Here is a 21,355-nt window from a genome sequence, read left to right as displayed (position 1 = left end):
GCCCCGGCCGCGCCCGCCCCGGACCGGCCGGTCGCCGGCGCGCGGGTGGGGTCGGCGGTGACCCGCCCCCGCCGGTCGACCAGCAGCCCGGCCGCGTCCGCGCGGGCCACCGCGGCGGCGAGCCGGGCCCTGGCCGCGCCCAGCCGGCCGGCGAACTCGGCCAGCACCTGGTCGGCCTCGATCAGGGCGGGGGAGACCCCGGTCAGCTCGGCGCGCAGCGCCGCGAGCCGGGCGTCGGCGGCGTCGGCGGCCCCGCCCGACCAGCCGCCGCGCAGCACCGCCGCGCCGGCGGCCAGCTCGCCGGCCCGGCGCGCCACCGGTTCGGTCAGCCCCCGCCAGGCCACCCCGGCGGCCCGCCACGCGCCGGGATCGGCCGCCCACAGCTGCCGGTAGTCGACGCCCGCCGCGCCGTCTGCGGGGTGCGCCGGCCGCCCGGCCGGGTGCGTCGCAGTCGTCCGACCGGCCGCGCGCCGGCCCGGCGCGGCCCGACCCGCTGGCGCGGTCACCGGGGCAGCGCGGTGAGCCGGCCGGCTGCCCGGTCGTCCACCGCCTCGTACGCCTCGGCGGCGGCCCGGACCGCCCCGGCAGTGGTGGCCACCCGGGCGCCGAGCCCGCCGAACCAGGCGTGCACGGCCGACTCCAGCCCGGCCAACGCCGCCCCGGCCGACCACTCGGGGGCCGGCACCACCAGCCCGGACGCCCCGCCCAGCCCGCGCCCCAGCCGGTACGCGTCGTCGTCGAGCCCGCGCGCGGCCCGGCGCAGCGCGTCGGGTCGTACGGTCAACGGCTCCTCGGTCATCCTCGGCCCCCCGCCTCGCGAAAACGTCGACGGCCGCGACGCTAGGCGTCGTCCACACCCCCGCGCCCGGCCTGTGGACGACGGCCCTCCCGGCGGACGGCCGGTCGTCCACAGGCGTTGCCCCGCAAGGAAGCGGCGGCTAATGTGCGGCCGCCCGCGCCGGTAGGGTGAGCGGGTGATCGTCGCTGTCGGCATCGACGTCGTCCTCGTCGAACGGTTCGCCAAGGCCCTGGCCCGGACACCGCTGCTCGCCGACCGGCTCTTCACCGAGGCCGAGCGTTGCACCCGCTCCGGCAACCCGCGCTCGCCCGAGTCCCTGGCCGCCCGCTTCGCGGCCAAGGAGGCGGTCGCCAAGGCGCTCGGCGCCCCGGCCGGCCTGAGCTGGCACGACTGCGAGATCGTGCCGGACCCGGACGGCCGCCCCTGGCTGACCGTCTCGGGCACGGTGGCGGCGGCGGCCACCGAGCGCGGGGTCAACCGCTGGCATCTCTCGTTGTCCCACGACGGCGGGATCGCCTCGGCCATGGTGGTCGCGGAACAGTGATCGGGGGCGCCGGTTCCCGGCGCGCCGGGAACCGGACGGGACGGGGTGGCATGAGACCGGTGTGGCGGGTCGCGGACGTACGCGCGGCGGAGGCGGGGCTGATGGCCACGCTCCCGCCCGGGACGGTGATGAGGCGGGCGGCCGCCGGGCTGGCCCGCCGCTGCGCGCTGCTGCTCGCCGACCGGGGTGGCGTCTACGCCGCGCGGGTGCTGCTGCTGGTCGGCTCCGGCGACAACGGCGGCGACACGCTCCTCGCCGGCGCGCACCTGGCCCGGCGGGGCGCGGCCGTGTCGGCGCTGCTGCTGAGCCCCGGCCGCGCGCACGCGGAGGGGCTGGCCGCGCTGCGGGCCGCGGGCGGGCGGGTGGTCGACCGGCCGCCGGGGACCGTCGACCTGGTGCTGGACGGCATCGTCGGGATCGGCGGGCGCGGCGGGCTGCGGGAGACCGCCGACCAGCTCGCCGCCAGCCTCGTGCGGCACCGCGGGCGCGACGGCGCCCCGGCCGCCGTGGTCGCCGTGGACGTGCCCAGCGGGGTCTCGGTCGACACCGGGGGAGTGCCGCTGACCGCCTCGGGCCGCCCCAGCGCGGTACGCGCCGACGTGACCGTGACGTTCGGCGGGCTGAAGCCCGCCCTGGTGGTGGGCCCGGCCGCCGCGCTCGCCGGCGCGGTGGAGCTGGTCGACATCGGGCTGGGGCCGTGGCTGCGGGGCAGCCCGGCGCTGGGCGTGACCGAGTGGTCGGACGTCGTCGACTGGTGGCCGCGGCTCGGCCCGGCCTCGGAGAAGTACACCCGGGGCGTGGTCGGTGTCGCCACCGGCTCGGCGACCTATCCCGGCGCGGCCGTGCTCTCCGTCGCGGGGGCGCTGGCCGGCCCGACCGGCCTGGTCCGCTACGCCGGCTCGGCCCGGGCCGACGTGCTGCGCCGGCACCCGTCGGTGATCGCGACCGGTCGGGTCGCCGACGCCGGGCGGGTGCAGGCGTGGGTCTGCGGCTCCGGCCTGGGCACCGGCGAGGAGGCGGCCAGGGAGCTGCGGGCGGTGCTCGCCGCCCCGGTGCCGGTGGTGCTCGACGCCGACGCGCTGACCCTGCTGGTCGACGGCTCGCTCGCCGACCGGCTGCGCAAGCGGGACGCCCCGATCGTGGTCACCCCGCACGACCGGGAGTTCGCCCGGCTCTGCGGGGAGGAACCGGGCGCCGACCGGGTGGGCGCCACGCTGCGGCTGGCCGCCTGGATGAACGCGGTGGTGCTGCTCAAGGGCGACCGCACGGTGATCGGCACGCCGGACGGCCGGGCGTACGTCAACCCGACCGGCACCCCCGCGCTGGCCACCGGGGGCACCGGCGACGTGCTGGCCGGGCTGCTCGGCGCGCTGCTCGCGGCCGGGCTGGCCCCGGAGCGGGCGGCGGCCGCCGCCGCGTACCTGCACGGGCTGGCCGGCCGGGAGGCGGCCCGGGGCGGGCCGGTGACGGCGCCCGACGTGGCCGACGCCCTCCGCCCGGTCCTCGCCCGCCTCGCCTGACCCGGGCCCCACCTCCCACGCCAGGGCGCACCGGCTGGGGCGGCCTCGGCCGGCGAGATCGGCGCGGAAAGTAGGCTGGGGGCATGTGGCAGGCCGAGGTGCGCGTGGACCTGGACGCGATCCGCGAGAACGTGAGCCGGCTGAGATCCGGCACCGCCGCCGAGCTGATGGCGGTGGTGAAGGCCGACGGCTACGGCCACGGCATGGTGCCGGCCGCCCGCGCCGCCCTCGACGCCGGGGCGGACTGGCTGGGGGTCTGCACGCTGGACGAGGCGCTCACGCTGCGCCGGGCCGGGATCACCGTGCCGGTGCTGGCCTGGCTCCTCGCGCCCGGGCTGCCGCTGCACGAGGGCGTCGCCGCCGGGGTCGACCTCGGCGTGGCGAGCCTGCCCCAGCTCGACGAGATGGTCGCGGCGGGCCGCATCGCCGGCCGGCCGGCCCGGCTGCACCTCAAGATCGACACCGGGTTGGCCCGGGGCGGCGCGACCGTCGCCGACTGGCCGGCCCTGCTCGACGCCGCCGCCAAGGCGCAGGCCGACGGCCTGGTCGAGGTGGTCGGGGTGTGGAGCCACTTCGTGTACGCGGACTCGCCCGGCCATCCGACCATCGACCGCCAGCTCGCCGTCTTCCACGAAGGGCTGGGCATGGCCGAGCAGGCCGGCCTGCGGCCGCCCTACCGGCACCTGGCCAACTCGGCGGCCACCCTGACCCGGCCGGACACCCACTTCGACCTGGTCCGCCCCGGGCTGGCCGTCTACGGCCTCTCCCCGGTCACCGGCGAGAGCTACGGGCTGCGCCCGGCGATGACCGCCCGGGCCCGGGTGATGCTCGCCAAGCGCGTCCCCGCCGGCTCCGGCGTCTCGTACGGGCACACCTACACCACCGAGCGGGACGCGAACCTCGCGGTGGTGCCGCTCGGCTACGCCGACGGGGTGCCCCGGCACGCCTCGAACAGCGGCCCGGTGCAGCTCGGCGGCAAGCGCCGGACGATCTCGGGGCGGGTCTGCATGGACCAGTTCGTGCTCGACTGCGGCGACGACCCGGTGGCCGCCGGCGACGTGGTGACCCTCTTCGGCAGCGGCGCCGACGGCGAGCCCACCGCCGACGACTGGGCCGAGGCGGTCGGCACCATCAACTACGAGATCGTCACCCGGTTCGGCAGCACCCGGGTGCCCCGCGTCCACGTCGGCGGGCGACCGTGACGACGCGTCCCCGCATCCCGCTGCCGCGTACCGGGCACGCCAGGGCGGCCGTCGGCGCGTTGGCCGCCGTCGGGGTCGCCGCCGTCGGGCTCGCGGCCGGCGTCGCCACCGAACGCGCCCTGGTCCGCAAGCTCAAGGCCGACCCGACCGACCGGTACGCCGGGGAGGTCTTCGGCGAACAGCGGTACGACGAGTCCTTCCGGCTGGAGATGCCCGACGGGACCGACATCCACGTCGAGGTGGTGGAGCCGACGCGGCCCCGACCCGGCAACCCGACCGTGGTGCTGGTGCACGGCTTCTGCCTCGACATGGGCACCTTCCACTTCCAGCGCAAGCTGCTCGCCGAGCGGGGCGAACACCGGGTCGTCGCGTACGACCAGCCCGGGCACGGCCGGTCGGGGCGGCTGGAGACCGGCGAGTACGACCTCACCGCGCTCGGCCGGACGCTGCGCGAGGTGATCGACCGGACCGCCCCGGAGGGGCCGCTGGTGCTGGTCGGCCACTCGATGGGCGGGATGACCATCATGGCCTTCGCCGAGTTGTTCCCGGAACTCTTCGGCGACCGGGTCGTGGGCACCGTGCTGATGGCCACCTCGGGCGGCCTGATCGCCGAGACCAAGCTGGTCGCGCCCGCCCTGCTCGGCCGGGTCGGCGCGCCGGTGCTGCACATGGTCGGCAACGTCACCCGCTACGGCGGCCCGGTGATCGACCGGGCGCGCCGGTCCACCACCAACGTGGCCTGGCTGCTCACCCGCAAGTACGGCTTCGGCACCCGCCATCCCAGCCCGGCCCTGGTGTCGTACGTCGAGACGATGAACTCCCGCACCTCGGCCGACACGGTGACGCGCTACCTGCGGACGCTGGCCACGCACTCCCGGTTCCCGGCGCTCGCCGCGCTGGCGGACACCCCCGTGCTGGTGGTCGTCGGCGACAAGGACATGATCACCCCCGTGACGCACTCCGAGGAGATCGTCCGGCGGCTGCCGCACGCCGAGTTCGTCAAGATCACCGACAGCGGGCACGTGGTGATGCTGGAGCACGCCGACGAGGTCAACGAGGCGCTGGTCCGCTTCCTGGAGGCGTTGTGAGCCACGTCGTGAAGCTGCCGACGGTCGACGACACCCACGAGTTCGGGCGGCGGCTGGCCGGGCTGCTGCGCGCCGGCGACCTGCTGCTGCTGACCGGGCCGCTCGGCGCCGGCAAGACCGCGCTGACCCGGGGCATCGGGGCCGGGCTCGGGGTGCTCGGGGCCGTCACCTCGCCCACCTTCGTGATCGCCCGGGTGCACCGGCCCGACCCCGCCCGGGGCGGCACGGTGGCGCTGGTGCACGCCGACGCGTACCGGCTGGGGGACGCCGCCGACCCGCGCGCCGAGATCGACGACCTCGACCTGGACGCCTCGGTGGACGAGTCGGTGACCGTGGTGGAGTGGGGCGAGGGCCTGGTCGAGCAGCTGGTCGACGCCCACCTGCGGGTACGCGTCGACCGGCGCGACGACGACACCCGGGTGGTCGAGCTGGAGCCGGTCGGCGGCGACTGGGAGGGGCGCCTGGCGGCCCTCGGGTGAGCGCTGTCGTACCGGCTGCCTAGAGTTCGCGGGACGGACCCGACAGGCGAAAGGTTGCCGATGCCCGACGACGCCCCCACCCTGGACCTGCTGGCGCTGCTGCCGGAGGACTGGCGTGCCGTGCTCACCCCGCACCTCGACCCGGCCCGCACCGCCGCGCTGGCCGAGTTCGTCGCGGGGGAGTACGCGACCCACACCGTCTTCCCGCCGGTCGAGGACCTCTTCTCGGCCTACCGGCTCTGCGCGCCGGCCGACTGCCGGGTGCTGATCCTCGGGCAGGACCCCTACCACAAGGCGGGGCAGGCGCACGGGCTCAGCTTCAGCGTGCGGGAGGGCGTGAGCGTGCCGCCCTCGCTGCGCAACGTCTTCAAGGAGCTGGGCGAGGACCTCGGCGTGCCGAAGCCGCGCGGCGGCAACCTCAGCGGCTGGGCGGCGCAGGGCGTGCTGCTGCTCAACTCCGTCCTCACCGTCCGCGAGGCCACGCCCGGCTCGCACGCCAACCGCGGCTGGGAGGAGTTCACCGACGCCACCATCCGCGCGCTCGACGCGATGGACTCCCGGGTGGTCTTCCTGCTCTGGGGCGGCTACGCGCGCAAGAAGGCCGCCCTGGTCACCAACCCCCGGCACGTGGTGCTGGAGGCCGGGCACCCCAGCCCGATGAACCCGCGCGGCTTCCTGGGCAGCCGCCCGTTCAGCGCGGCCAACAAGGCGCTCGCCGACGCCGGCCTGCCCACGGTCGACTGGGAGCGCTCCGCCGGCTGACAGCTCCGCACTTTCGCGGTCATCGCGTGGTGACCGTCCGTTGTAGCCTGTGCCTCGAGCGGTCGGCGAGCCGGGAGGCGACGATGGCGGCGACGGTCAGCGAACATCGGTGGCGGGTGGCGCGGACGGCGTTGGCGGACCAGACGGACCGCTTCCTCGACCTGGTCCGCGCCACCCCGCCGGAGACGATGGCCACCGCCCACTGGTCGGTGGCCGACACGCTGGCCCACGTGGGCTCCCTCGCGTGGTACTACGTGTGCCTGGTGGACCCGGAGCATCCACCCCTGCCGGTGCCGGGCCTGCACCGGCAGCTCCCCGACATCACCGTCGACACGGTGGCGGACTTCAACGACGTGCTGCTCCGGCACCTCACCGAGCGCGAGCCGCAGGCCCTGGCCGACCGGCTGCGGGCCGACGTCGGGCAGCTCCTGCTCGCCTGCGAGGACCGGCGCCCCGACGAGACGGTGCCCTGGCTCGGCGGGGCCCGGGTGCCCCTCGCCGGCCTCTGCGCGCACCTGGTCAACGAGCTGCTCATCCACGGTCACGACGTCGCCCGCGCCACCGGGCGGCCGTGGTCGCTCCCCGGCCGGGACGCCGCGCTGTTCATGGAGCTGTTCCTGGCCGGGGTGGTCCGGCACGGCTACGGGCGGCTGATCGACGGCGGCGCGCCGCCGAGCGAACGCCCGGTCGTGGTCGAGTTCCGCTCGGCGTACGCGGACCCGGTCCGGCTCCTGCTGCACCGTGGGCGGATGACGTTCGCCGACCCCGACGCCCGGCCCGACGCCCGGATCGACCACGACCCCGGCACGCTCAACCTGATGATGTTCGGCCGGGTCAGCCGGGCCCGGGCGGTGCTCACCGGCAAGGTGCGCGTCAGCGGGCGGCGTCCCTGGCTGCTGCCGGCCTTCCTGCGGAAGTTCCGCACGCCGAGCTGACCCCCGCCTGCCTGCCGGCCACCGCCCTGCCGGCGGCGGACCCGTCGCCGTAATCCCGGCGGCCGCGGACCCCGTCGGCCGTAGCCCTCCGCCGGCCGCAGGCCCCGTCGGCCGCCGGCCCCGTCGGCCGCCGGCCCCGTCGGCCGCCGGCCGGGGCGTGACCGGGGGTGACGACGGGGGCGACTAGGCTGGCTTACCGTGCTCGTACTGGTGGTGGACAGCTCGACCCCCGCGGTGACCGCGGCGCTGGTGGAGGTCGCGGCGGACGGCGTGGTGACCCGCGCGCACCGCTGCACGGTCGACGCCCGCGCCCACGGCGAGCTGCTCGCGCCGCAGGTCGACGCCGTGCTCGCCGAGGCCGGTGCGCGCCCGGCCGATGTGGGCGCGATCGTCGCCGGGCTCGGCCCCGGCCCGTTCACCGGGCTGCGGGTGGGGCTGGTCACCGCCGCCACCATCGGCCAGGTGCTGGGCGTCCCCACGTACGGTGTCTGCTCGCTGGACGCCATCGGCCACCCGGCGGCCGCCGGCGAGCCGGTGCTGGCGGCGAGCGACGCGCGCCGCCGGGAGATCTACTGGGCGGTCTACGACGGCGCGGGCCAGCGGATCGTCGGGCCGGAGGTGTCCGTGCCGGCGGTCGCCGCCGAGCGCGCCCGCGACCTGGCGGTCACGGCCGCGGTCGGCGACGGCGCGCACCGGTACGCGGACGCGCTCGCCCTGCCCGTGCGGGACGAGCCCCGCTACCCGGACGCGGGCGTGCTGGCGACCCTGGCCGCCGAGCGCATCCGGGCCGGCGCCCCCTCCGAGGCGCTCACCCCGCTCTACCTGCGCCGCCCGGACGCCGTGGCGGCGACCGCCCGCAAGCCGGTCCTGCCGTGAGCGCGAGGAGTGAGCCGGTCTTGCGAGCCCCGCAGTCGCGAACCGAGGTGACGCCGTGAGCGCGAGGAGTGAGCCGGTCTTGCGAGCCCCGCGGTCGCGAACCGAGGTGACGCCATGAGTGTCCACCTGGGGCGGTTCCGGTGGTGGCACGTCGACGAGGTGCTGCCGATCGAGGCGGACCTGTTCGGCGCCGAGCAGTGGTCGGCGGCGATGTTCTGGAACGAGCTGGCCAACGGGCACTTCTACCTGGTCGCCACCGACGACGACGGCGCCGTGCTCGGCTACGCCGGGCTCGCCGTGGCCCCACCCGACGAGGCCTGGGTGCAGAACGTCGCGGTGCGCCGGGACGCCCAGCGGCGCGGCGTCGGCCGGCTCCTGCTGGAGGCGCTGCTGGCCGAGGCCGCCCGGCTCGGCGCCCGCAGCGCCCTGCTGGAGGTCGCGGCGGACAATGCCCCCGCCCAGAAGCTCTACGCGGCGTACGGCTTCGAGCCGATCGGCGTGCGGCGCGGCTACTACCAACCGAGCAACACCGACGCGCTGGTCATGCAGCGCAACGCGGGATGTGAGCGATGACTGACGAACCCCTGATCCTCGGCATCGAGACCTCCTGCGACGAGACCGGGGTCGGCATCGTGCGCGGGCACACCCTGCTGGCCGACGCGCTCGCCTCCAGCGTCGAGCAGCACGCCCGCTTCGGCGGCGTGGTGCCCGAGGTGGCCAGCCGGGCCCACCTGGAGGCCATCGTGCCGACCATGGAGCGGGCCCTGAAGGAGGCGGGGGTGACGCTCGCCGACATCGACGCGATCGCGGTCACCTCCGGCCCAGGGCTGGCCGGCGCGCTGCTGGTCGGGGTGGCCGCCGCGAAGGGCTACGCGATCGCCGCCGAGAAGCCGGTGTACGGGGTCAACCACCTGGCCGCGCACGTCGCCGTGGACACCCTGGAGCACGGCCCGCTGCCCGAGCCGGCGATCGCCCTGCTGGTCTCCGGCGGGCACTCCTCCCTGCTGCGCGTCGACGACCTGGCGCGGGGCGTCACCCCGCTCGGCGCCACCATCGACGACGCGGCCGGCGAGGCGTTCGACAAGGTGGCCCGGCTGCTCGGGCTGCCGTTTCCCGGCGGCCCGTACATCGACCGGGAGGCCCGGGCCGGCGATCCGGGCGCCATCGGTTTCCCGCGCGGCCTGACCGCCGCCAAGGACCTCGCCGCGCACCGCTACGACTTCTCCTTCTCCGGGTTGAAGACGGCGGTGGCCCGGTGGGTCGAGGCGCGGCAGCGCGCCGGCGAGCCGGTGCCGGTCGCCGACGTGGCCGCGTCCTTCCAGGAGGCGGTCTGCGACGTGCTGGTACGCAAGGCGCTGGACGCCTGCCGGACCAACGGCGTCGGGACGCTGGTGATCGGCGGGGGCGTGGCGGCCAACTCCCGGCTGCGGGCGATGGCCGAGGACCGGGCCGCCGCGCACGGCATCCGGGTCCGGGTGCCCCGGCCCGGCCTCTGCACGGACAACGGCGCGATGGTCGCCGCCCTCGGCTCGCACCTGGTCGCCTCGGGAGTCGCGCCGAGCCGGCTGGACCTGCCCGCCGATTCCGCCATGCCGCTGACCACGGTCAGCGTGTGAACCCCGAGGACGGCTGACGTGATCGTGCGGATGTGGGAGGCGCGGGCGGAGCCGTACGGCGCCGCGGACCTCATCACCTGGGTCTGCGACACCGCGCTGCCGGAGTTCGAACACGATCCGATGCACCTGTCCAGCGAGGTGTTCTCCTCCACCGACCACCGGGTGGTGGTCATCTCCAAGTGGCGTAGCAACCCGCGCCCGCTGCCGGAGCCGCCGGCGATGCTGCTGGCCCGCCCGCCGCACTCCTGGGACTTCACCCAGGTCGACCGCTGAGGCCGGGGCGGGCGGCGGCTGCCGCGCCAGGGGCCCTTCGGCGGGCGGGGACGTGAGCTGCGGCACGCCGCGGCGGTAATTGGTTGGCGGAACGGTCGGCCCGCCACCTAGCGTCGGTGGGCCATGCGCTTCCCACCGGCCGGGGACCCCGGCGTACCCGACGTCCGCTCGGCGACCCGCTACCTCGTGTGGCTGGCCGGGCGGCACAAGGCGCTGCTCACCGCCGGCATCCTGCTGGGCGTCGTGTGGATGGTCGCCCAGGCGCTGGTGCCGGCGGCCGTCGGCCGGGCCGTCGACGGGCTCACGCGCCGGGACGAGGACGCGCTGCTCACCTGGGGGCTGGCGCTGCTCGGGCTGGGCGTGCTCCAGGCCGTCGCGGGGATCCTGCGGCACCGGTGCGCGCTGCACAACTTCCTCGGCGGGGCGTACCGCACCGTGCAGCTGACCGTGGGCGCGGCCAACCGGCTCGGCGCCGCGCTGCCCCGCCGGGTCTCCGCCGGCGAGGTGGTGAGCATCGGTACGGCCGACATCAGCCAGATCGGCTCGGCCATCGACATCACCGCCCGGGGCGCCGGCGCGGTCGTGGCGATCGTGACCGTCGGGGTGATCCTGCTCGGCGCCTCGGTGCCGCTCGGGCTGGTCGTGGTGCTCGGCGTGCCGCTGCTGATGGCGGTCGTCGGGCTGCTCATCCGGCCCCTGCACCGGCAGCAGCAGGCGTACCGGGACTCGGAGGGGGCCCTGACCGCCCGGGCCGGTGACATCGTCTCCGGGCTGCGGGTGCTGCGCGGCGTCGGCGGCGAGCCGGTGCTCTCCGCCCGCTACCGGACGCGGTCGCAGGCCCTGCGCGCCGACGGCCTGCGGGTGGCCCGGATCGAGTCGCTGCTGGAGGCGGCCCAGGTGCTGCTCCCGGGGGCGTTCCTGGTGCTGGTGACCTGGCTCGGCGCCCGGTTCGCGCTGCGCGGCGAGATCAGCGCCGGTCAGCTCGTGGCGTTCTACGGCTACACCGCGTTCCTGGTCAGCCCGCTGCGGCAGCTCACCGAGGCGGTGGACAAGCTGACCCGGGGGCACGTCGCCGCCCGGCGGGTGGTGCGGCTGCTGCGGCTCACCCCGGAACTGCTCGACCCGGCCCGCCCGGCCACCCTGCCGAACGGCCCCGGCGAGCTGGCCGACGCGGCCTCCGGCGTGACGGTGCGACCGGGCCGGTTCACCGCGCTCGCCGCGACCGCGCCCGAGGACGCGGCGGCGATCGTGGACCGCCTCGGCCGGTACGTCGACTCGGACGCGACGCTGCACGGCGTACCGCTGCGGGAGGCGGCGCTGGCGACGGTGCGGGAGCGGATCCTGGTGGCCGACAACGACGCGCACCTCTTCACCGGCCCGCTGCGCGCGGAGCTGGACCCGCACGACCGGGCCGACGACGCGACGATCACGGCGGCGCTGACGGCGGCGAGCGCGACCGACATCGTCGAGGCCCTGCCGGAAGGGCTGGACAGCGCGGTCGCCGAGCGCGGTCGGGAGTTCTCCGGCGGCCAGCAGCAGCGGCTGCGGCTGGCCCGGGCGCTGGTCGCCGACCCGGAGATCCTGCTGTTGGTCGAGCCGACCAGCGCCGTGGACGCGCACACCGAGGCCCGCATCGCGGACCGCCTCGGCGCGGCCCGGCGGGGCCGCACCACCCTGGTCTGCACCACCAGCCCGCTCGTGCTGCACCGCGCCGACCACGTGATCTTCGTGGAGGACGGCAAGGTGGTGGCCGAGGGATCGCACACCGCACTGCTCGACGGCGAGCCGCGCTACCGGGCGACCGTCAGCCGGGGGGAGGACTGATGGCCACCGCCCTGCCGGTCGCCGACGGGCGCCAGGTGCGCCGCTACGCCCGCAGGCTGGCCCGCCGGCACCCGAGGGCGCTCGGGGTGGCGCTCGGCCTGCACGCGCTGGCCGCCGCGGCCGGCCTGGTCGCGCCGTGGCTGCTCGGCGACCTGGTCGAGGGGATCTCCCGCGGCACGTCCGGCGTCACCGTCGACCGGATCGCCCTGCTGATCGCCGGGTTCGTGCTGGTGCAGTCGGTGCTGGTCCGGTTCGCCCACCTGGCCTCGGCCCGGCTCGGCGAGCGGGTGCTGGCCGAGCTGCGCGAGGAGTTCGTCGACCGGATCCTGGCGCTGCCGCTGGCCACCGTGGAGCGGGCCGGCACGGGCGACCTGCTCACCAGGACGTCCCGGGACGTCTCCGCGCTGTCGCGGACGGTCCGGTTCGCGGTGCCGGAGACGCTGATCGCGGTCGTCACCGGCTGCTTCATCGTCGGCGCGCTGCTCCTGGTCGACCCGCTCTTCGCGCTGCCCTGCCTGCTCGCGGTGCCGCTGCTGTGGGCCGGCACCCGCTGGTACCTGCGCCGCGCCCCGGACGGCTACCTGCGGGAGAACGCCGCCTACTCCGACATCACCGACGGCATCAGCGAGACCGTCGAGGGTTCGCGGACCACGGAGGCGCTGCGGCAGCAGGCGCGCCGCCGGGCCCGCACCGACGCCGACATCCGCCGGTCGTACGCGGCCGAGCGCTACACCCTGCGGCTGCGCACGGTGTTCTTCCCGATCGCCGAGATCGGCTACGTGCTGCCGGTGGTGGCGACGCTGATCATCGGCGGCTGGTTCTACCTGAAGGGCTGGGTGAGCCTCGGCGAGGTCACCGCCGCCACGCTCTACGTGCAGCAGTTGATCGATCCGGTCGACCGGCTGCTCTCCTGGCTGGACGAGCTGCAGGTCGGCGGGGCCTCGATGGCCCGCCTGCTCGGGGTGGCCGACGCCGGCCCGCCGGCCGGAGCCCCGACCCCGCCCGCCGCGGGCGCCCAGGGCCCGGCCGATCCTGCGGCCGCAGGGGACCGTCGGCTCGCCGCCCGGGACGTCCGGTACGCCTACCGGGAGGGCCGGGACGTGCTGCACGGGGTGACCCTGGTGCCGGAGCCGGGGGAGAAGCTGGCCATGGTGGGCCCCTCGGGCGCCGGCAAGTCCACCCTCGGCCGGCTGCTCGCCGGGGTGCACGCGCCCCGCACCGGTTCGGTCACCGTGGGCGGTCGGCGGCTCGACGAGCTGCCCCTGGCGGAGCTGCGGACGCACGTCGCCCTGGTCACCCAGGAGCACCACGTCTTCATCGGCACGCTGCGGGAGAACGTGGCGATGGTGCGACCGGGTGCCGACGAGTCGGCCGTCCGGGCTGCGCTGGCCGCCGTCGACGCGCTGGACTGGGCCGACGGGCTGCCGGACGGGCTGGACACGGTGGTCGGCGCCGGCGGGCACCCGCTGTCGCCCGCCCAGGCGCAGCAGCTGGCGCTGGCCCGGCTGGTGCTGGCCGATCCGCACACCCTGGTGCTGGACGAGGCCACCTCGCTGATCGACCCCCGCGCCGCCCGGCACCTGGAACGGTCCCTCGCGGCCGTCCTCCAGGGCCGTACGGTCGTGGCCATCGCGCACCGCCTCTTCTCGGCGCACGACGCCGACCGGGTGGCGGTGGTGGAGGACGGACGGATCTCCGAGATCGGTTCGCACGACGAGCTGGTCGCGGCCGACGGCTCCTACGCCGCCCTCTGGCGCTCCTGGCACGGCACCGCCGGCTCCTGACCCGCCGCGCGGCGTCGCCCTGAGGGCTTGCCGTCGGACGCTGGCGGGCAGGGGTGCCTGTTTCCGGGTTCGAGGCTGCCGCGTCCGACCGCCGTACCACGATGGTGGGGCGGCAGGCGACCGGCGTGCCCGTCACCGCGGCGCCGGCCGGTGACGGGGGTGCGGCGTGGGCGGTCTCGAACTGATCGTGGTGCTGGGCGTCACGGTGCTGGTCGGCACCACCCTCGGCGGACGGTACAGCGTGGCGCCCCCGGTCCTGCTGATCACGATGGGCGCGCTGCTCGCGCTCCTGCCGCCGCTGTCCCACGTGGTGCTGGAGCCCGACGTGGTGCTGCTGCTGTTCCTGCCGGCGATCCTCTACAAGGAGAGCATCACCACCAGCCTGCGCGAGATCCGCACCAACCTTCTCGCGATCGCGCTGCTCGCGGTGGGGCTGGTGGTGGCGACGATGGTCGCGGTGTCACTCGTCGTGCAGCGGTTCGGCGTCGACCCGGCCGCCGCCTGGGTGCTCGGCGCGGTGCTCGCGCCGACCGACGCCGCGGCGGTCGCCGGCCTGGCGAAGCGGATGCCGCGCCGGATCCTGACCACCCTGCACGCGGAGAGCCTGATCAACGACGGCACCGCGCTGGTGCTCTTCTCCGTCGGGGTGGGCCTGATCGTGGGCGGCACCGAGCCGGGGTTGCTCGGGCTGAGCGAGCGGTTCGTCCTCGCGTCGGTCGGCGGCGTCGCCGCCGGCCTGCTGGTCGGCGGGGCGGTGATCCTGGTCCGGCGACGGCTCGACGACCCGCTGCGCGAGGGCGCGTTGAGCGTCCTCACGCCGTTCGTCGCCTTCCTTCTCGCCGAGCTGGTGCACGCCAGCGGCGTCCTGGCGGTGGTGGTCGCGGGCCTCATGCTGTCGTACGCCGCCCCCCGGGTCATCCGGGCCCGCTCCCGGGTGCTGGCGTACGGCTTCTGGGACCTCGCCACGTTCCTGATCAACGGCGGGCTCTTCGTGCTCCTCGGGATGCAGATCCCGCGCGCCCTGCGCGGGGTGACCAGCCTGTCGGTGATGCGGGCGGTGGTCATCGCGGTGGTGGTGACCGGCGTGGTCGTGCTGACCCGGATGCTCTGGATCCACCTGGCGGCGTTCGCCTTCCTGGTCGTCGACCGCCGGGCGGCGCAGCAGGACGAGCGGGTCAACTGGCGGGTGCGGACGGCGGCCGGGTGGGCGGGGTTCCGGGGCGCCGTCTCCCTCGCGGCGGCCCTCGCGGTGCCCGTGACCACGCCCACCGGCACCCCCGTGCGCGAGCGTGACCTGATCATCTTCGCCACCGCCGTGGTCATCCTGCTGACGATGCTGATCCAGGGCACCACGCTGCCCGCCGTCGTCGGGTGGGCGGGCCTGGTCGGCGACACCCGGCGGGTCGGCGAGCTGCGGCTGGCCCGGATGCGCGCCACCGAGGCCGCGCTGGCGGTGCTGCCCGAGGTCGCCGAACGGATCGGCGCCGCGCCGGAGGCGGTGGACCGGATCCGGGCGGACTACGAGCAGCACCTCGACGACGTCCGCTCCACCGACGAGGGCCGGTCGGCGGAGCGGGCCCGGGAACTCGACCGGCGGCTGCGGCTCGCCGTGCTCGAACACAAGCGCCGCGAGATCACCAGGCTGCGGGACACGAACGAGATCGACGACATCGTCCTGCGGGAGTTGCAGGCCGTCCTCGACATCGAGGAGATCCGGCTGCTGGGCCCGGAACTCAACGAGTGACGGCCCCGGCCGCCGTGCCGGGCGCGCGGGGGTCAGCCGTGCGGGCGGGCGGCCGTGCCGGGCGGGCGGCCGGCCGTGCCGCGTGTGCGGGCGGACGGACGTGCCGGGCGTGCGCGGGCGGCCGGACGTGGCCGGTGCGCGGGGCGGGCGTACGGGCGGCCGTGCCGCGTGTGCCGGCGTGCCGAGGGCTGCCGGGACTCGGGGCGATCGCTGAACAAACGCCCGCCGCCGATACTCTCGGTGACGATGCTGGCGGGAAAGCGGCGGCGTCACACACGGTAGTCATGTCTGTCCGGCTTTCCGCCGGCGTCGCCCTCGTTTTCAGCGCCAAGCCGGCTGACCAGCGGTTTCGTCTCGCGGTCGCTGGGCCAGCGGATTCTCCTCCCCGGCACTTTGCTCTGCAGCCGCCGACGCACCAGCCACCGTCCGTAGCCGGTGCGTGGATGGCTGCAGAGCAAAGGGGCCGAGACGAGTGACCGGTGGCGGTGGCTGACAGCCCTCGATTATCACCCAGAGTCACGCCGACGACCGACGACCGACGACCGACGACCGACGGCGGGCCGCAGGCGGCGGGCGGTGGGCGGCCCGACCGTGAGCCGCCCACCGATCGGCTCAGCGGCCCGGTCCCCGCGCCTGCCCACGGTCGGCGCCCGACGAGGGCGGGACCGGTCAGCCGGCGTCGAGGGGGTCGGCGAGCAGGCGTTCGAAGGCCAGCTCGGCGGCGCCGATCAGCGCCGCGTCGTCGCCGAGTTTCGGGGTACGCAGCCGCACGTGCTCCAGGCACGCCGGCAGGGCGACCGAGTTGAGCCGGCTGCGCACCTGGGCCGCCGCCGCGAGGTAGAGGTCCCGCATGCCGCCGCCGAAGATGACCATCTCCGGGTTGAAGATGTTGACCAGGTTGGCCACCCCGAAGCCGAGCCAGTCGCCGGCCTGGCGTACCGCCGTCTGCGCCCGCAGGTCGCCCCGGTCGGCGGCGTCGAAGACGGCCAGCAGCGCGTCGCGGCCCCGCGCGTCGGAGCGGCCGGCCGCGCGCAGCAGCGCGTACTCGCCGATCTCGGTCTCCCAGCAGCCCCGGGAGCCGCACTCGCAGGGCGCGCCGTCCCGGACGACCACCATGTGGCCGACCTCGCCGCCGTAGCCGCCGTGCCCGGTCAGCCGGCGCCCGCCGGCGATGATGCCGGCGCCGACGCCCACGTCCCCGTACAGGTAGATGACGTTGTCGCAGCCGGCCGCCGCGCCCCGGGCGTGCTCGGCGAAGGCCGCCACGTCGGCCACGTTGCCGACCGTGACCGGCACGCCGCAGCCCAGCTCGGCGCCGAGCGCCGCGCCGATCGGCTCGTCGACCCACCCGGTGGTCGGGCCCAGCCGGACCAGCCCGTCGGCGCGCCGGACCATGCCGCAGACCGCGACGCCCGCGCCGACGCAGACGGCGTCGGTCGGCGCGCTCTGCTGCATCTCCTTGACCGCCCCGGCCAGCAGCGGGGCGGCCTCCGCGGCGGTCAGGCCCCGGGGGCGGTCCAGCTCCCGGCGGTCGAGCACCGCCCCGCCGAGACCGACCCGCGCGGCCCGCAGCCGGTCCACCTCGATGCTGTACGCGTACGCGTGCACCCGGTCCGACTCGGGCCGGACGACCAGCGACGGTCGCCCGGCCCGGCCGGTCTCCTTCGGCGTCCCCTCGCTGACCAGCCCGGCGCCGGCCAGGTCGGCGGTCAGCGCGCCGATGGTGCTGCGGTTGAGGCCCAGCGTGGTGGTGAGCTCGGCACGGGTGGTCGCCCCGTGCAGGTGCACGTAGCGCAGCAACGCGCCCAGGTTCTGCCGACGGATCTCGTCCTGGCTGGGTCCTGTGCGCATCGCTGTCGTCACTTCCGGTGCCGCGCGGTCAACGGTTGCCGGTGGAGGTGGAACGCCGGCGGGAGAACGCGTCCACGCTCGCGGCGAGCAGCAGCACCACGCCGGTGACCACGTACTTCACCCCCGAGCTGTATTCCATCAGGCCCATCCCGTTGTCGATGACCGCGACGACCGCGCCACCGAGGACGGCGTCGAGCACCCGGCCCTTGCCGCCGAAGAGGCTGGTGCCCCCGATGACCGCCGCGCCGACCGCGTAGAGCAGTACGTCACTGCCGCCCGTGTTGGGGTCCACCGAGTTGGCCCGGCTGGCGGCGACGATGCCACCGACGGCCGCCATCGAGGAGCAGATGACGAAGACCGAGATGCGGATGCGGTCCACGTTGATGCCGGCCCGGCGCGCCGCCTCCTTGTTGCCGCCCACAGCGTAGACGTGCCGGCCGTAGGTGGTGCGCTGGAGCACGAAGGTCCAGAAGACCAGCAGCGCCGCGATGATCGGCACCACGATCGGCACGCCCTTGAGCGAACTGACCACGACGTTGCGGCTGCGCTCCAGGTTGAGGATGAAGACCGCGAGGCCGAGGACGAGCGCCAGCCCGCCGATGCGGGCGAGGACCACCGCGATCGGGTCGGTCACCAGGCCCCGGGCGGCCCGCGTACGGTGCCGGAGCAGTTGCACGGCCGCGTAACCGGCGACCGCCACCGCGGTCAGCAGCCAACCCAGGACGGGCGGGAGGTTGCGGTTGGCGATGGCCACCAGCACCTCGTCGCGGACCGGGATGTTGGCGCCCTCCTCCATCAGCATCAGCACGATGCCCTGGAAGGCGAGGAACCCGGCGAGGGTCACCACGAAGGACGGGATGCCGATCTTCGCGACCAGGAAGCCGAGAGTGGTGCCGATCACCATGCCGGTGACGATCGCGGCGAGCACGGCCACGTACCACGGGTAGCCGAGGACGGTGACGACGTTGGCGAGGATGGCGGCGCAGACGCCGCTGGCGAAGCCGGCGGAGAGGTCGATCTCGCCGAGCAGCAGGACGAATACCAGCCCCATCGCGATAAGCGTGACCGCGGCGCCCTGGGTGAAGAGGTTGGCGAAGTTGCCGGCGCTGAGGAACGTCGGCTGCATGATCGAGAAGACCGTGCAGAGCACGACCAGACCGAGCACGGCGGGCAGCGCCCCGATGTCGCCGCCGCGGACCCGGCTGACGTAGTTGCGGACGTGACTGCCGAGGGTGGGCGGCGGTGTGACGGCCGCCGGGCCGTCCTTGTGCACGACGGTGGTGATCATCGGACGCCTCCTGAGTTGCTGTCGGCCGGCTCCGCGCCGTGCCCGTTGCCGCCGTTGGCCGGCTCGGTGGCGAGCCCGAGCCCGCCGGAGCGGCCGGCGGTGATCAGCTCGACCACCTGCGAGTGGGTGATGTCGGTGGTCTTCACCTGGGCGACCATCTGGCCGAGGTAGAGAGCGGCGATCCGGTCGGAGACGGCGAAGACGTCGTTCATGTTGTGCGAGATGAGCACCACGGCGAGGCCGTTGTCGGCGAGCCGGCGGACCAGTTCGAGCACCTGGGCGGTCTGCGCGACGCCGAGCGCGGCGGTCGGCTCGTCGAGGATGACGAGCCTGCTGTTCCAGAGCACGGCCTTGGCGATCGCCACGGTCTGGCGCTGGCCGCCGGAGAGGCTGGAGACGTGCTGCCGCAGCGACTTCACGGTCCGCACGCTCAGCCCGGCGAGGGTGTCGGCGGCCATCTGCTCCATGGTCGGCTCGTCGAGCACGATGCCGCTGCGCTTCTCCCGGCCGAGGAACATGTTCTGCACGATGTCGAGGTTGTCGCAGAGCGCGAGGTCCTGGTAGACGACCTCGATGCCGAGCGCGGCGGCGTCGCGGGGGCTGTTGATGGTCACCGGCCGGCCGTCGAAGCGGAACTCGCCGGCGTCGGTGGGGTAGATGCCGCTGATGCACTTGACGAGGGTCGACTTGCCGGCGCCGTTGTCGCCGACCAGCGCGGTCACCTCGCCCGGGTGGGCGGAGAAGGCGACGTCGCGCAGGACCTGGACGGGACCGAAGCTCTTGTCGATCCCGCGTAGTTCCAGCAGGGGGGTTGCGGACACGGGGGGTCTCCTTCAGGTGGAGGGGAGGTCTCGGATCCCGTCCGGCGCGAACCGCCGCCCGGCACAGGGTCCGTGCCGGGCGGCGTGCGCGTGGAATCGGGTACGGGTCAGCTGATGCCGGCGTCGGCGCAGAGCTTGGCGTACGCCCCGGCGCAGACCTCGTCCTTGGTGACGAAGCCGTCGGCGATGACGTCCTTGACGTTCTCCTTGAAGATCAGCTTCGGGGTCAGCAGCACCGCCGGGACGTCCCGGCCGTTCTGCGGGTCCTTGACCGTCTGACCGGTCTCCTTCTTCTCGCCCTTGGCCACCGCGATGGCCAGGTCCGAGGCGGCCTTCGCCTCCTCCTTGATCGCCTTGTAGACGGTCATGCACTGGTCACCGGCGAGGATGTTCTGCAGGCCCTGCGGGGTGGCGTCCTGGCCGGTCACCGGGACCTTGCCGTTGAGCTTGTTCTTCTTCAGCACCGAGATGGCCGCGTTGCCGAGGCCGTCGTTGGCGGCGAGCACGCCGTCGATCTTGCCGCCGGTCTGGGTCAGCATCTGTTCGAAGATCGTGGCGGCCTGGGTGTTGTCCCACTCCGGAACGTTCTGGTCCGGGCCCTTGGTGTACTCCTTCGAGTCGAACTTCGGCTTGAGCACCGAGTCGTACCCGTTCTTGAACAGCGTGGCGTTGTTGTCGGTCGGGGAGCCGTTGAGGTAGGCCACGACCGGGTTCTTGGCGCCCTTGTCGGTCAGGCACTTGCTCAGGCCCTCGCCCTGGAGCTTGCCGACGACCTCGTTGTCGAAGCTGACGTAGTAGGTGGCCGAGCCGCCCAGCGTGAGCCGGTCGTAGTCGATGGTCGCCACACCCTGGGACTTGGCCTTGTCGAGCACGGCCTTGCCGGTGCCGGAGTCCAGGTTGACGATCATCAGGGCGGTGACGCCCTTGGTGATCATCTGGTCGGCGATGGTCTGGAACGCCGTCTTGTCGCCCTGGGCGTTCTGGATGTCGTAGTCGACGCCGGCGGCCTTGAACGCCTCCTCCAGGAACTTGCGGTCCGCGCCCTCCCAGCGGGCGGAGGACTTGCTGTCCGGCAGGATCACGCCGATCTTCGGCTTCTTCTCGGTGGAGCCGCCGGCCTCGGAACCGGAGTCGTCGCCGCAGGCGGTCAGGCCGCCGGTGGCCAGCAGGCCCACGGCGGCGAAGGTGAGGAAGCCCTTGCGCATCAGCAGGGTCCTTTCGGGGGTGGGGGATGATGTTGGTTTGTTGTGTCCGGCAACGTATTCCGCTTCGCGCCGTGGGCACAAGAGCGCCGAGGTCGCGAGTTTGTTGTCGGCAGTAACAATTCAGCAACGTCCCTGACACCCGGCCGTCGGCCGCGAGGGAGCGCTCTCTGGGCGTGGGCGGGAGCGGTGCAGCTCAGCGGGCGGAGAGCGGGGCCGTGGCCGCCCCGGTGAGCGTCACCAGATCCTGTGGGGCGAGCTGGAGCTGGAGGCCGCGCCGCCCCGCCGAGACGTAGACGGTGGGATGGCCGAGCGCCGACGAGTCGAGCACGGTGGGCAGCCGCCGACGTTGGCCCAGCGGGCTGATCCCGCCGCGCACGTACCCGGTCGCCCGCTCGGCCGCCGCCCGGTCGGCCATCGCGGCCCGCTTGCCGCCGACCGCCGCGGCGAGCGCCTTGAGGTCCAGCTCGCCGGTGACCGGCACGACCGCCACCGTCAGCGCGCCGTCGACCTCGGCGACCAGCGACTTGAACACCCGCTCCGGCGGCACCCCCAGCGCCGCCGCGACCAGCGCGCCGTAGTTCGGCGCGTCCGGGGAGACGTCGTACGGATGGGTGCTGTGGGCGATCTTCCGCTTCGTCAGCAGCGCGGTCGCCGGAGTGCCCTGTCCCGCCATGACCGTCAAGCTAACCCGGCCCCGCGCGACCCGCGAGGCGAAAAGGGCCGGACGGCCGACGCCGGCGCGCA

The 21,355-nt window shown here is 75.1% G+C and carries 20 protein-coding genes and 1 pseudogene; 14 read left to right on the top strand and 7 right to left on the bottom strand.

What is annotated here, in order from left to right:
* Positions 1-506: pseudogene (locus ACSNN9_RS13045) on the bottom strand (hypothetical protein); the annotation flags it as partial.
* Complete coding sequence (locus ACSNN9_RS13040; RefSeq protein ID WP_436673307.1) at positions 503-799, bottom strand: type VII secretion target; 297 nt, start codon at positions 797-799, stop codon at positions 503-505. The pseudogene ACSNN9_RS13045 and the gene ACSNN9_RS13040, both read right to left, overlap by 4 nt.
* 175 nt (positions 800-974) lie before the next feature.
* Between ACSNN9_RS13040 and ACSNN9_RS13035 the strand changes: the two genes are divergently transcribed.
* From ACSNN9_RS13035 to ACSNN9_RS12970, 14 genes are all read left to right on the top strand, one after another.
* Positions 975-1,343, top strand: coding sequence for a holo-ACP synthase (locus ACSNN9_RS13035; protein ID WP_357883942.1), 369 nt, complete (start codon positions 975-977; stop codon positions 1,341-1,343).
* A 50-nt stretch (positions 1,344-1,393) separates the two neighbouring features.
* A complete protein-coding gene (locus tag ACSNN9_RS13030; protein WP_436673306.1) occupies positions 1,394-2,863 on the top strand; it encodes an NAD(P)H-hydrate dehydratase in 1,470 nt (489 codons plus the stop codon).
* A gap of 83 nt (positions 2,864-2,946) precedes the next feature.
* Complete coding sequence (alr, locus tag ACSNN9_RS13025; RefSeq protein WP_436673305.1) at positions 2,947-4,065, top strand: alanine racemase; 1,119 nt, start codon at positions 2,947-2,949, stop codon at positions 4,063-4,065.
* Entirely contained in the window at positions 4,062-5,153 is a 1,092-nt protein-coding gene (locus tag ACSNN9_RS13020; protein WP_436673304.1) for an alpha/beta fold hydrolase, read from the top strand. The genes alr and ACSNN9_RS13020 overlap by 4 nt, the downstream gene beginning before the upstream one ends.
* The gene (gene tsaE / locus ACSNN9_RS13015) at positions 5,150-5,632 is read left to right on the top strand and encodes a tRNA (adenosine(37)-N6)-threonylcarbamoyltransferase complex ATPase subunit type 1 TsaE (protein ID WP_436673303.1); all 483 of its coding nucleotides are present in this window, start codon (positions 5,150-5,152) and stop codon (positions 5,630-5,632) included. The genes ACSNN9_RS13020 and tsaE overlap by 4 nt, the downstream gene beginning before the upstream one ends.
* 60 nt (positions 5,633-5,692) lie before the next feature.
* Positions 5,693-6,394: a uracil-DNA glycosylase gene (gene ung, locus ACSNN9_RS13010; protein WP_436673302.1), complete on the top strand. Its 702-nt coding sequence runs from the start codon at positions 5,693-5,695 to the stop codon at positions 6,392-6,394.
* 83 nt (positions 6,395-6,477) lie between these two features.
* Entirely contained in the window at positions 6,478-7,329 is an 852-nt protein-coding gene (locus ACSNN9_RS13005; protein ID WP_436673301.1) for a maleylpyruvate isomerase family mycothiol-dependent enzyme, read from the top strand.
* Between the two features lie 198 nt (positions 7,330-7,527).
* Positions 7,528-8,205, top strand: a complete 678-nt coding sequence (gene tsaB / locus ACSNN9_RS13000) for a tRNA (adenosine(37)-N6)-threonylcarbamoyltransferase complex dimerization subunit type 1 TsaB (protein ID WP_436673300.1) — start codon at positions 7,528-7,530, stop codon at positions 8,203-8,205.
* 114 nt (positions 8,206-8,319) lie between these two features.
* The gene (rimI, locus tag ACSNN9_RS12995; protein WP_436673299.1) at positions 8,320-8,778 is read left to right on the top strand and encodes a ribosomal protein S18-alanine N-acetyltransferase; all 459 of its coding nucleotides are present in this window, start codon (positions 8,320-8,322) and stop codon (positions 8,776-8,778) included.
* Complete coding sequence (gene tsaD, locus ACSNN9_RS12990) at positions 8,775-9,821, top strand: tRNA (adenosine(37)-N6)-threonylcarbamoyltransferase complex transferase subunit TsaD (protein ID WP_436673298.1); 1,047 nt, start codon at positions 8,775-8,777, stop codon at positions 9,819-9,821. The genes rimI and tsaD overlap by 4 nt, the downstream gene beginning before the upstream one ends.
* A gap of 18 nt (positions 9,822-9,839) precedes the next feature.
* Positions 9,840-10,094 carry a hypothetical protein gene (locus ACSNN9_RS12985; protein WP_358093553.1) on the top strand — a complete coding sequence of 85 codons (255 nt, stop codon included), beginning with the start codon at positions 9,840-9,842 and terminating at the stop codon, positions 10,092-10,094.
* Between the two features lie 123 nt (positions 10,095-10,217).
* Positions 10,218-11,918: an ABC transporter transmembrane domain-containing protein gene (locus tag ACSNN9_RS12980; RefSeq protein WP_436673297.1), complete on the top strand. Its 1,701-nt coding sequence runs from the start codon at positions 10,218-10,220 to the stop codon at positions 11,916-11,918.
* Positions 11,918-13,702 carry an ABC transporter ATP-binding protein gene (locus ACSNN9_RS12975; RefSeq protein ID WP_436673296.1) on the top strand — a complete coding sequence of 595 codons (1,785 nt, stop codon included), beginning with the start codon at positions 11,918-11,920 and terminating at the stop codon, positions 13,700-13,702. The genes ACSNN9_RS12980 and ACSNN9_RS12975 overlap by 1 nt, the downstream gene beginning before the upstream one ends.
* Positions 13,703-13,868: 166 nt before the next feature.
* A complete protein-coding gene (locus ACSNN9_RS12970; RefSeq protein WP_436673295.1) occupies positions 13,869-15,446 on the top strand; it encodes a Na+/H+ antiporter in 1,578 nt (525 codons plus the stop codon).
* Positions 15,447-16,115: 669 nt separating this feature from the next.
* Here the strand turns inward: ACSNN9_RS12970 and ACSNN9_RS12965 are convergent.
* The 5 genes from ACSNN9_RS12965 to ybaK form a co-directional block, all read right to left on the bottom strand.
* Entirely contained in the window at positions 16,116-17,297 is a 1,182-nt protein-coding gene (locus tag ACSNN9_RS12965; RefSeq protein ID WP_436673294.1) for an ROK family protein, read from the bottom strand.
* A gap of 28 nt (positions 17,298-17,325) precedes the next feature.
* Positions 17,326-18,585, bottom strand: a complete 1,260-nt coding sequence (locus tag ACSNN9_RS12960; protein WP_436673293.1) for a sugar ABC transporter permease — start codon at positions 18,583-18,585, stop codon at positions 17,326-17,328.
* A complete protein-coding gene (locus tag ACSNN9_RS12955) occupies positions 18,582-19,406 on the bottom strand; it encodes an ATP-binding cassette domain-containing protein (protein ID WP_436673292.1) in 825 nt (274 codons plus the stop codon). The genes ACSNN9_RS12960 and ACSNN9_RS12955 overlap by 4 nt, the downstream gene beginning before the upstream one ends.
* Before the next feature lie 107 nt (positions 19,407-19,513).
* A complete protein-coding gene (locus ACSNN9_RS12950) occupies positions 19,514-20,611 on the bottom strand; it encodes a sugar ABC transporter substrate-binding protein (RefSeq protein WP_436673291.1) in 1,098 nt (365 codons plus the stop codon).
* Between the two features lie 193 nt (positions 20,612-20,804).
* Positions 20,805-21,284, bottom strand: a complete 480-nt coding sequence (gene ybaK, locus ACSNN9_RS12945) for a Cys-tRNA(Pro) deacylase (protein ID WP_436673290.1) — start codon at positions 21,282-21,284, stop codon at positions 20,805-20,807.
* Positions 21,285-21,355 lie beyond the last annotated feature (71 nt).

It is taken from the genome of Micromonospora sp. URMC 107 (genome assembly GCF_051386315.1).
Taxonomy (GTDB): Bacteria; Actinomycetota; Actinomycetes; order Mycobacteriales; family Micromonosporaceae; genus Micromonospora.
The sequence above is the reverse complement of the archived record's forward strand: the minus strand, read 5'-3'. Positions and strand labels throughout refer to the sequence as shown.

Excerpts from the sequence above, each read along its gene's own strand:
- ACSNN9_RS13040 (WP_436673307.1), bottom strand. The coding sequence starts at position 799 with ATGACCGAGGAGCCGTTGACCGTACGACCCGACGCGCTGCGCCGGGCC.
- ACSNN9_RS13030 (WP_436673306.1), top strand. The coding sequence starts at position 1,394 with ATGAGACCGGTGTGGCGGGTCGCGGACGTACGCGCGGCGGAGGCGGGG.
- alr (WP_436673305.1), top strand. The coding sequence starts at position 2,947 with ATGTGGCAGGCCGAGGTGCGCGTGGACCTGGACGCGATCCGCGAGAAC.
- ung (WP_436673302.1), top strand. The coding sequence starts at position 5,693 with ATGCCCGACGACGCCCCCACCCTGGACCTGCTGGCGCTGCTGCCGGAG.
- ACSNN9_RS13005 (WP_436673301.1), top strand. The coding sequence starts at position 6,478 with ATGGCGGCGACGGTCAGCGAACATCGGTGGCGGGTGGCGCGGACGGCG.
- rimI (WP_436673299.1), top strand. The coding sequence starts at position 8,320 with ATGAGTGTCCACCTGGGGCGGTTCCGGTGGTGGCACGTCGACGAGGTG.
- tsaD (WP_436673298.1), top strand. The coding sequence starts at position 8,775 with ATGACTGACGAACCCCTGATCCTCGGCATCGAGACCTCCTGCGACGAG.
- ACSNN9_RS12980 (WP_436673297.1), top strand. The coding sequence starts at position 10,218 with ATGCGCTTCCCACCGGCCGGGGACCCCGGCGTACCCGACGTCCGCTCG.
- ACSNN9_RS12975 (WP_436673296.1), top strand. The coding sequence starts at position 11,918 with ATGGCCACCGCCCTGCCGGTCGCCGACGGGCGCCAGGTGCGCCGCTAC.
- ACSNN9_RS12965 (WP_436673294.1), bottom strand. The coding sequence starts at position 17,297 with ATGCGCACAGGACCCAGCCAGGACGAGATCCGTCGGCAGAACCTGGGC.
- ACSNN9_RS12960 (WP_436673293.1), bottom strand. The coding sequence starts at position 18,585 with ATGATCACCACCGTCGTGCACAAGGACGGCCCGGCGGCCGTCACACCG.
- ACSNN9_RS12950 (WP_436673291.1), bottom strand. The coding sequence starts at position 20,611 with ATGCGCAAGGGCTTCCTCACCTTCGCCGCCGTGGGCCTGCTGGCCACC.
- ybaK (WP_436673290.1), bottom strand. The coding sequence starts at position 21,284 with ATGGCGGGACAGGGCACTCCGGCGACCGCGCTGCTGACGAAGCGGAAG.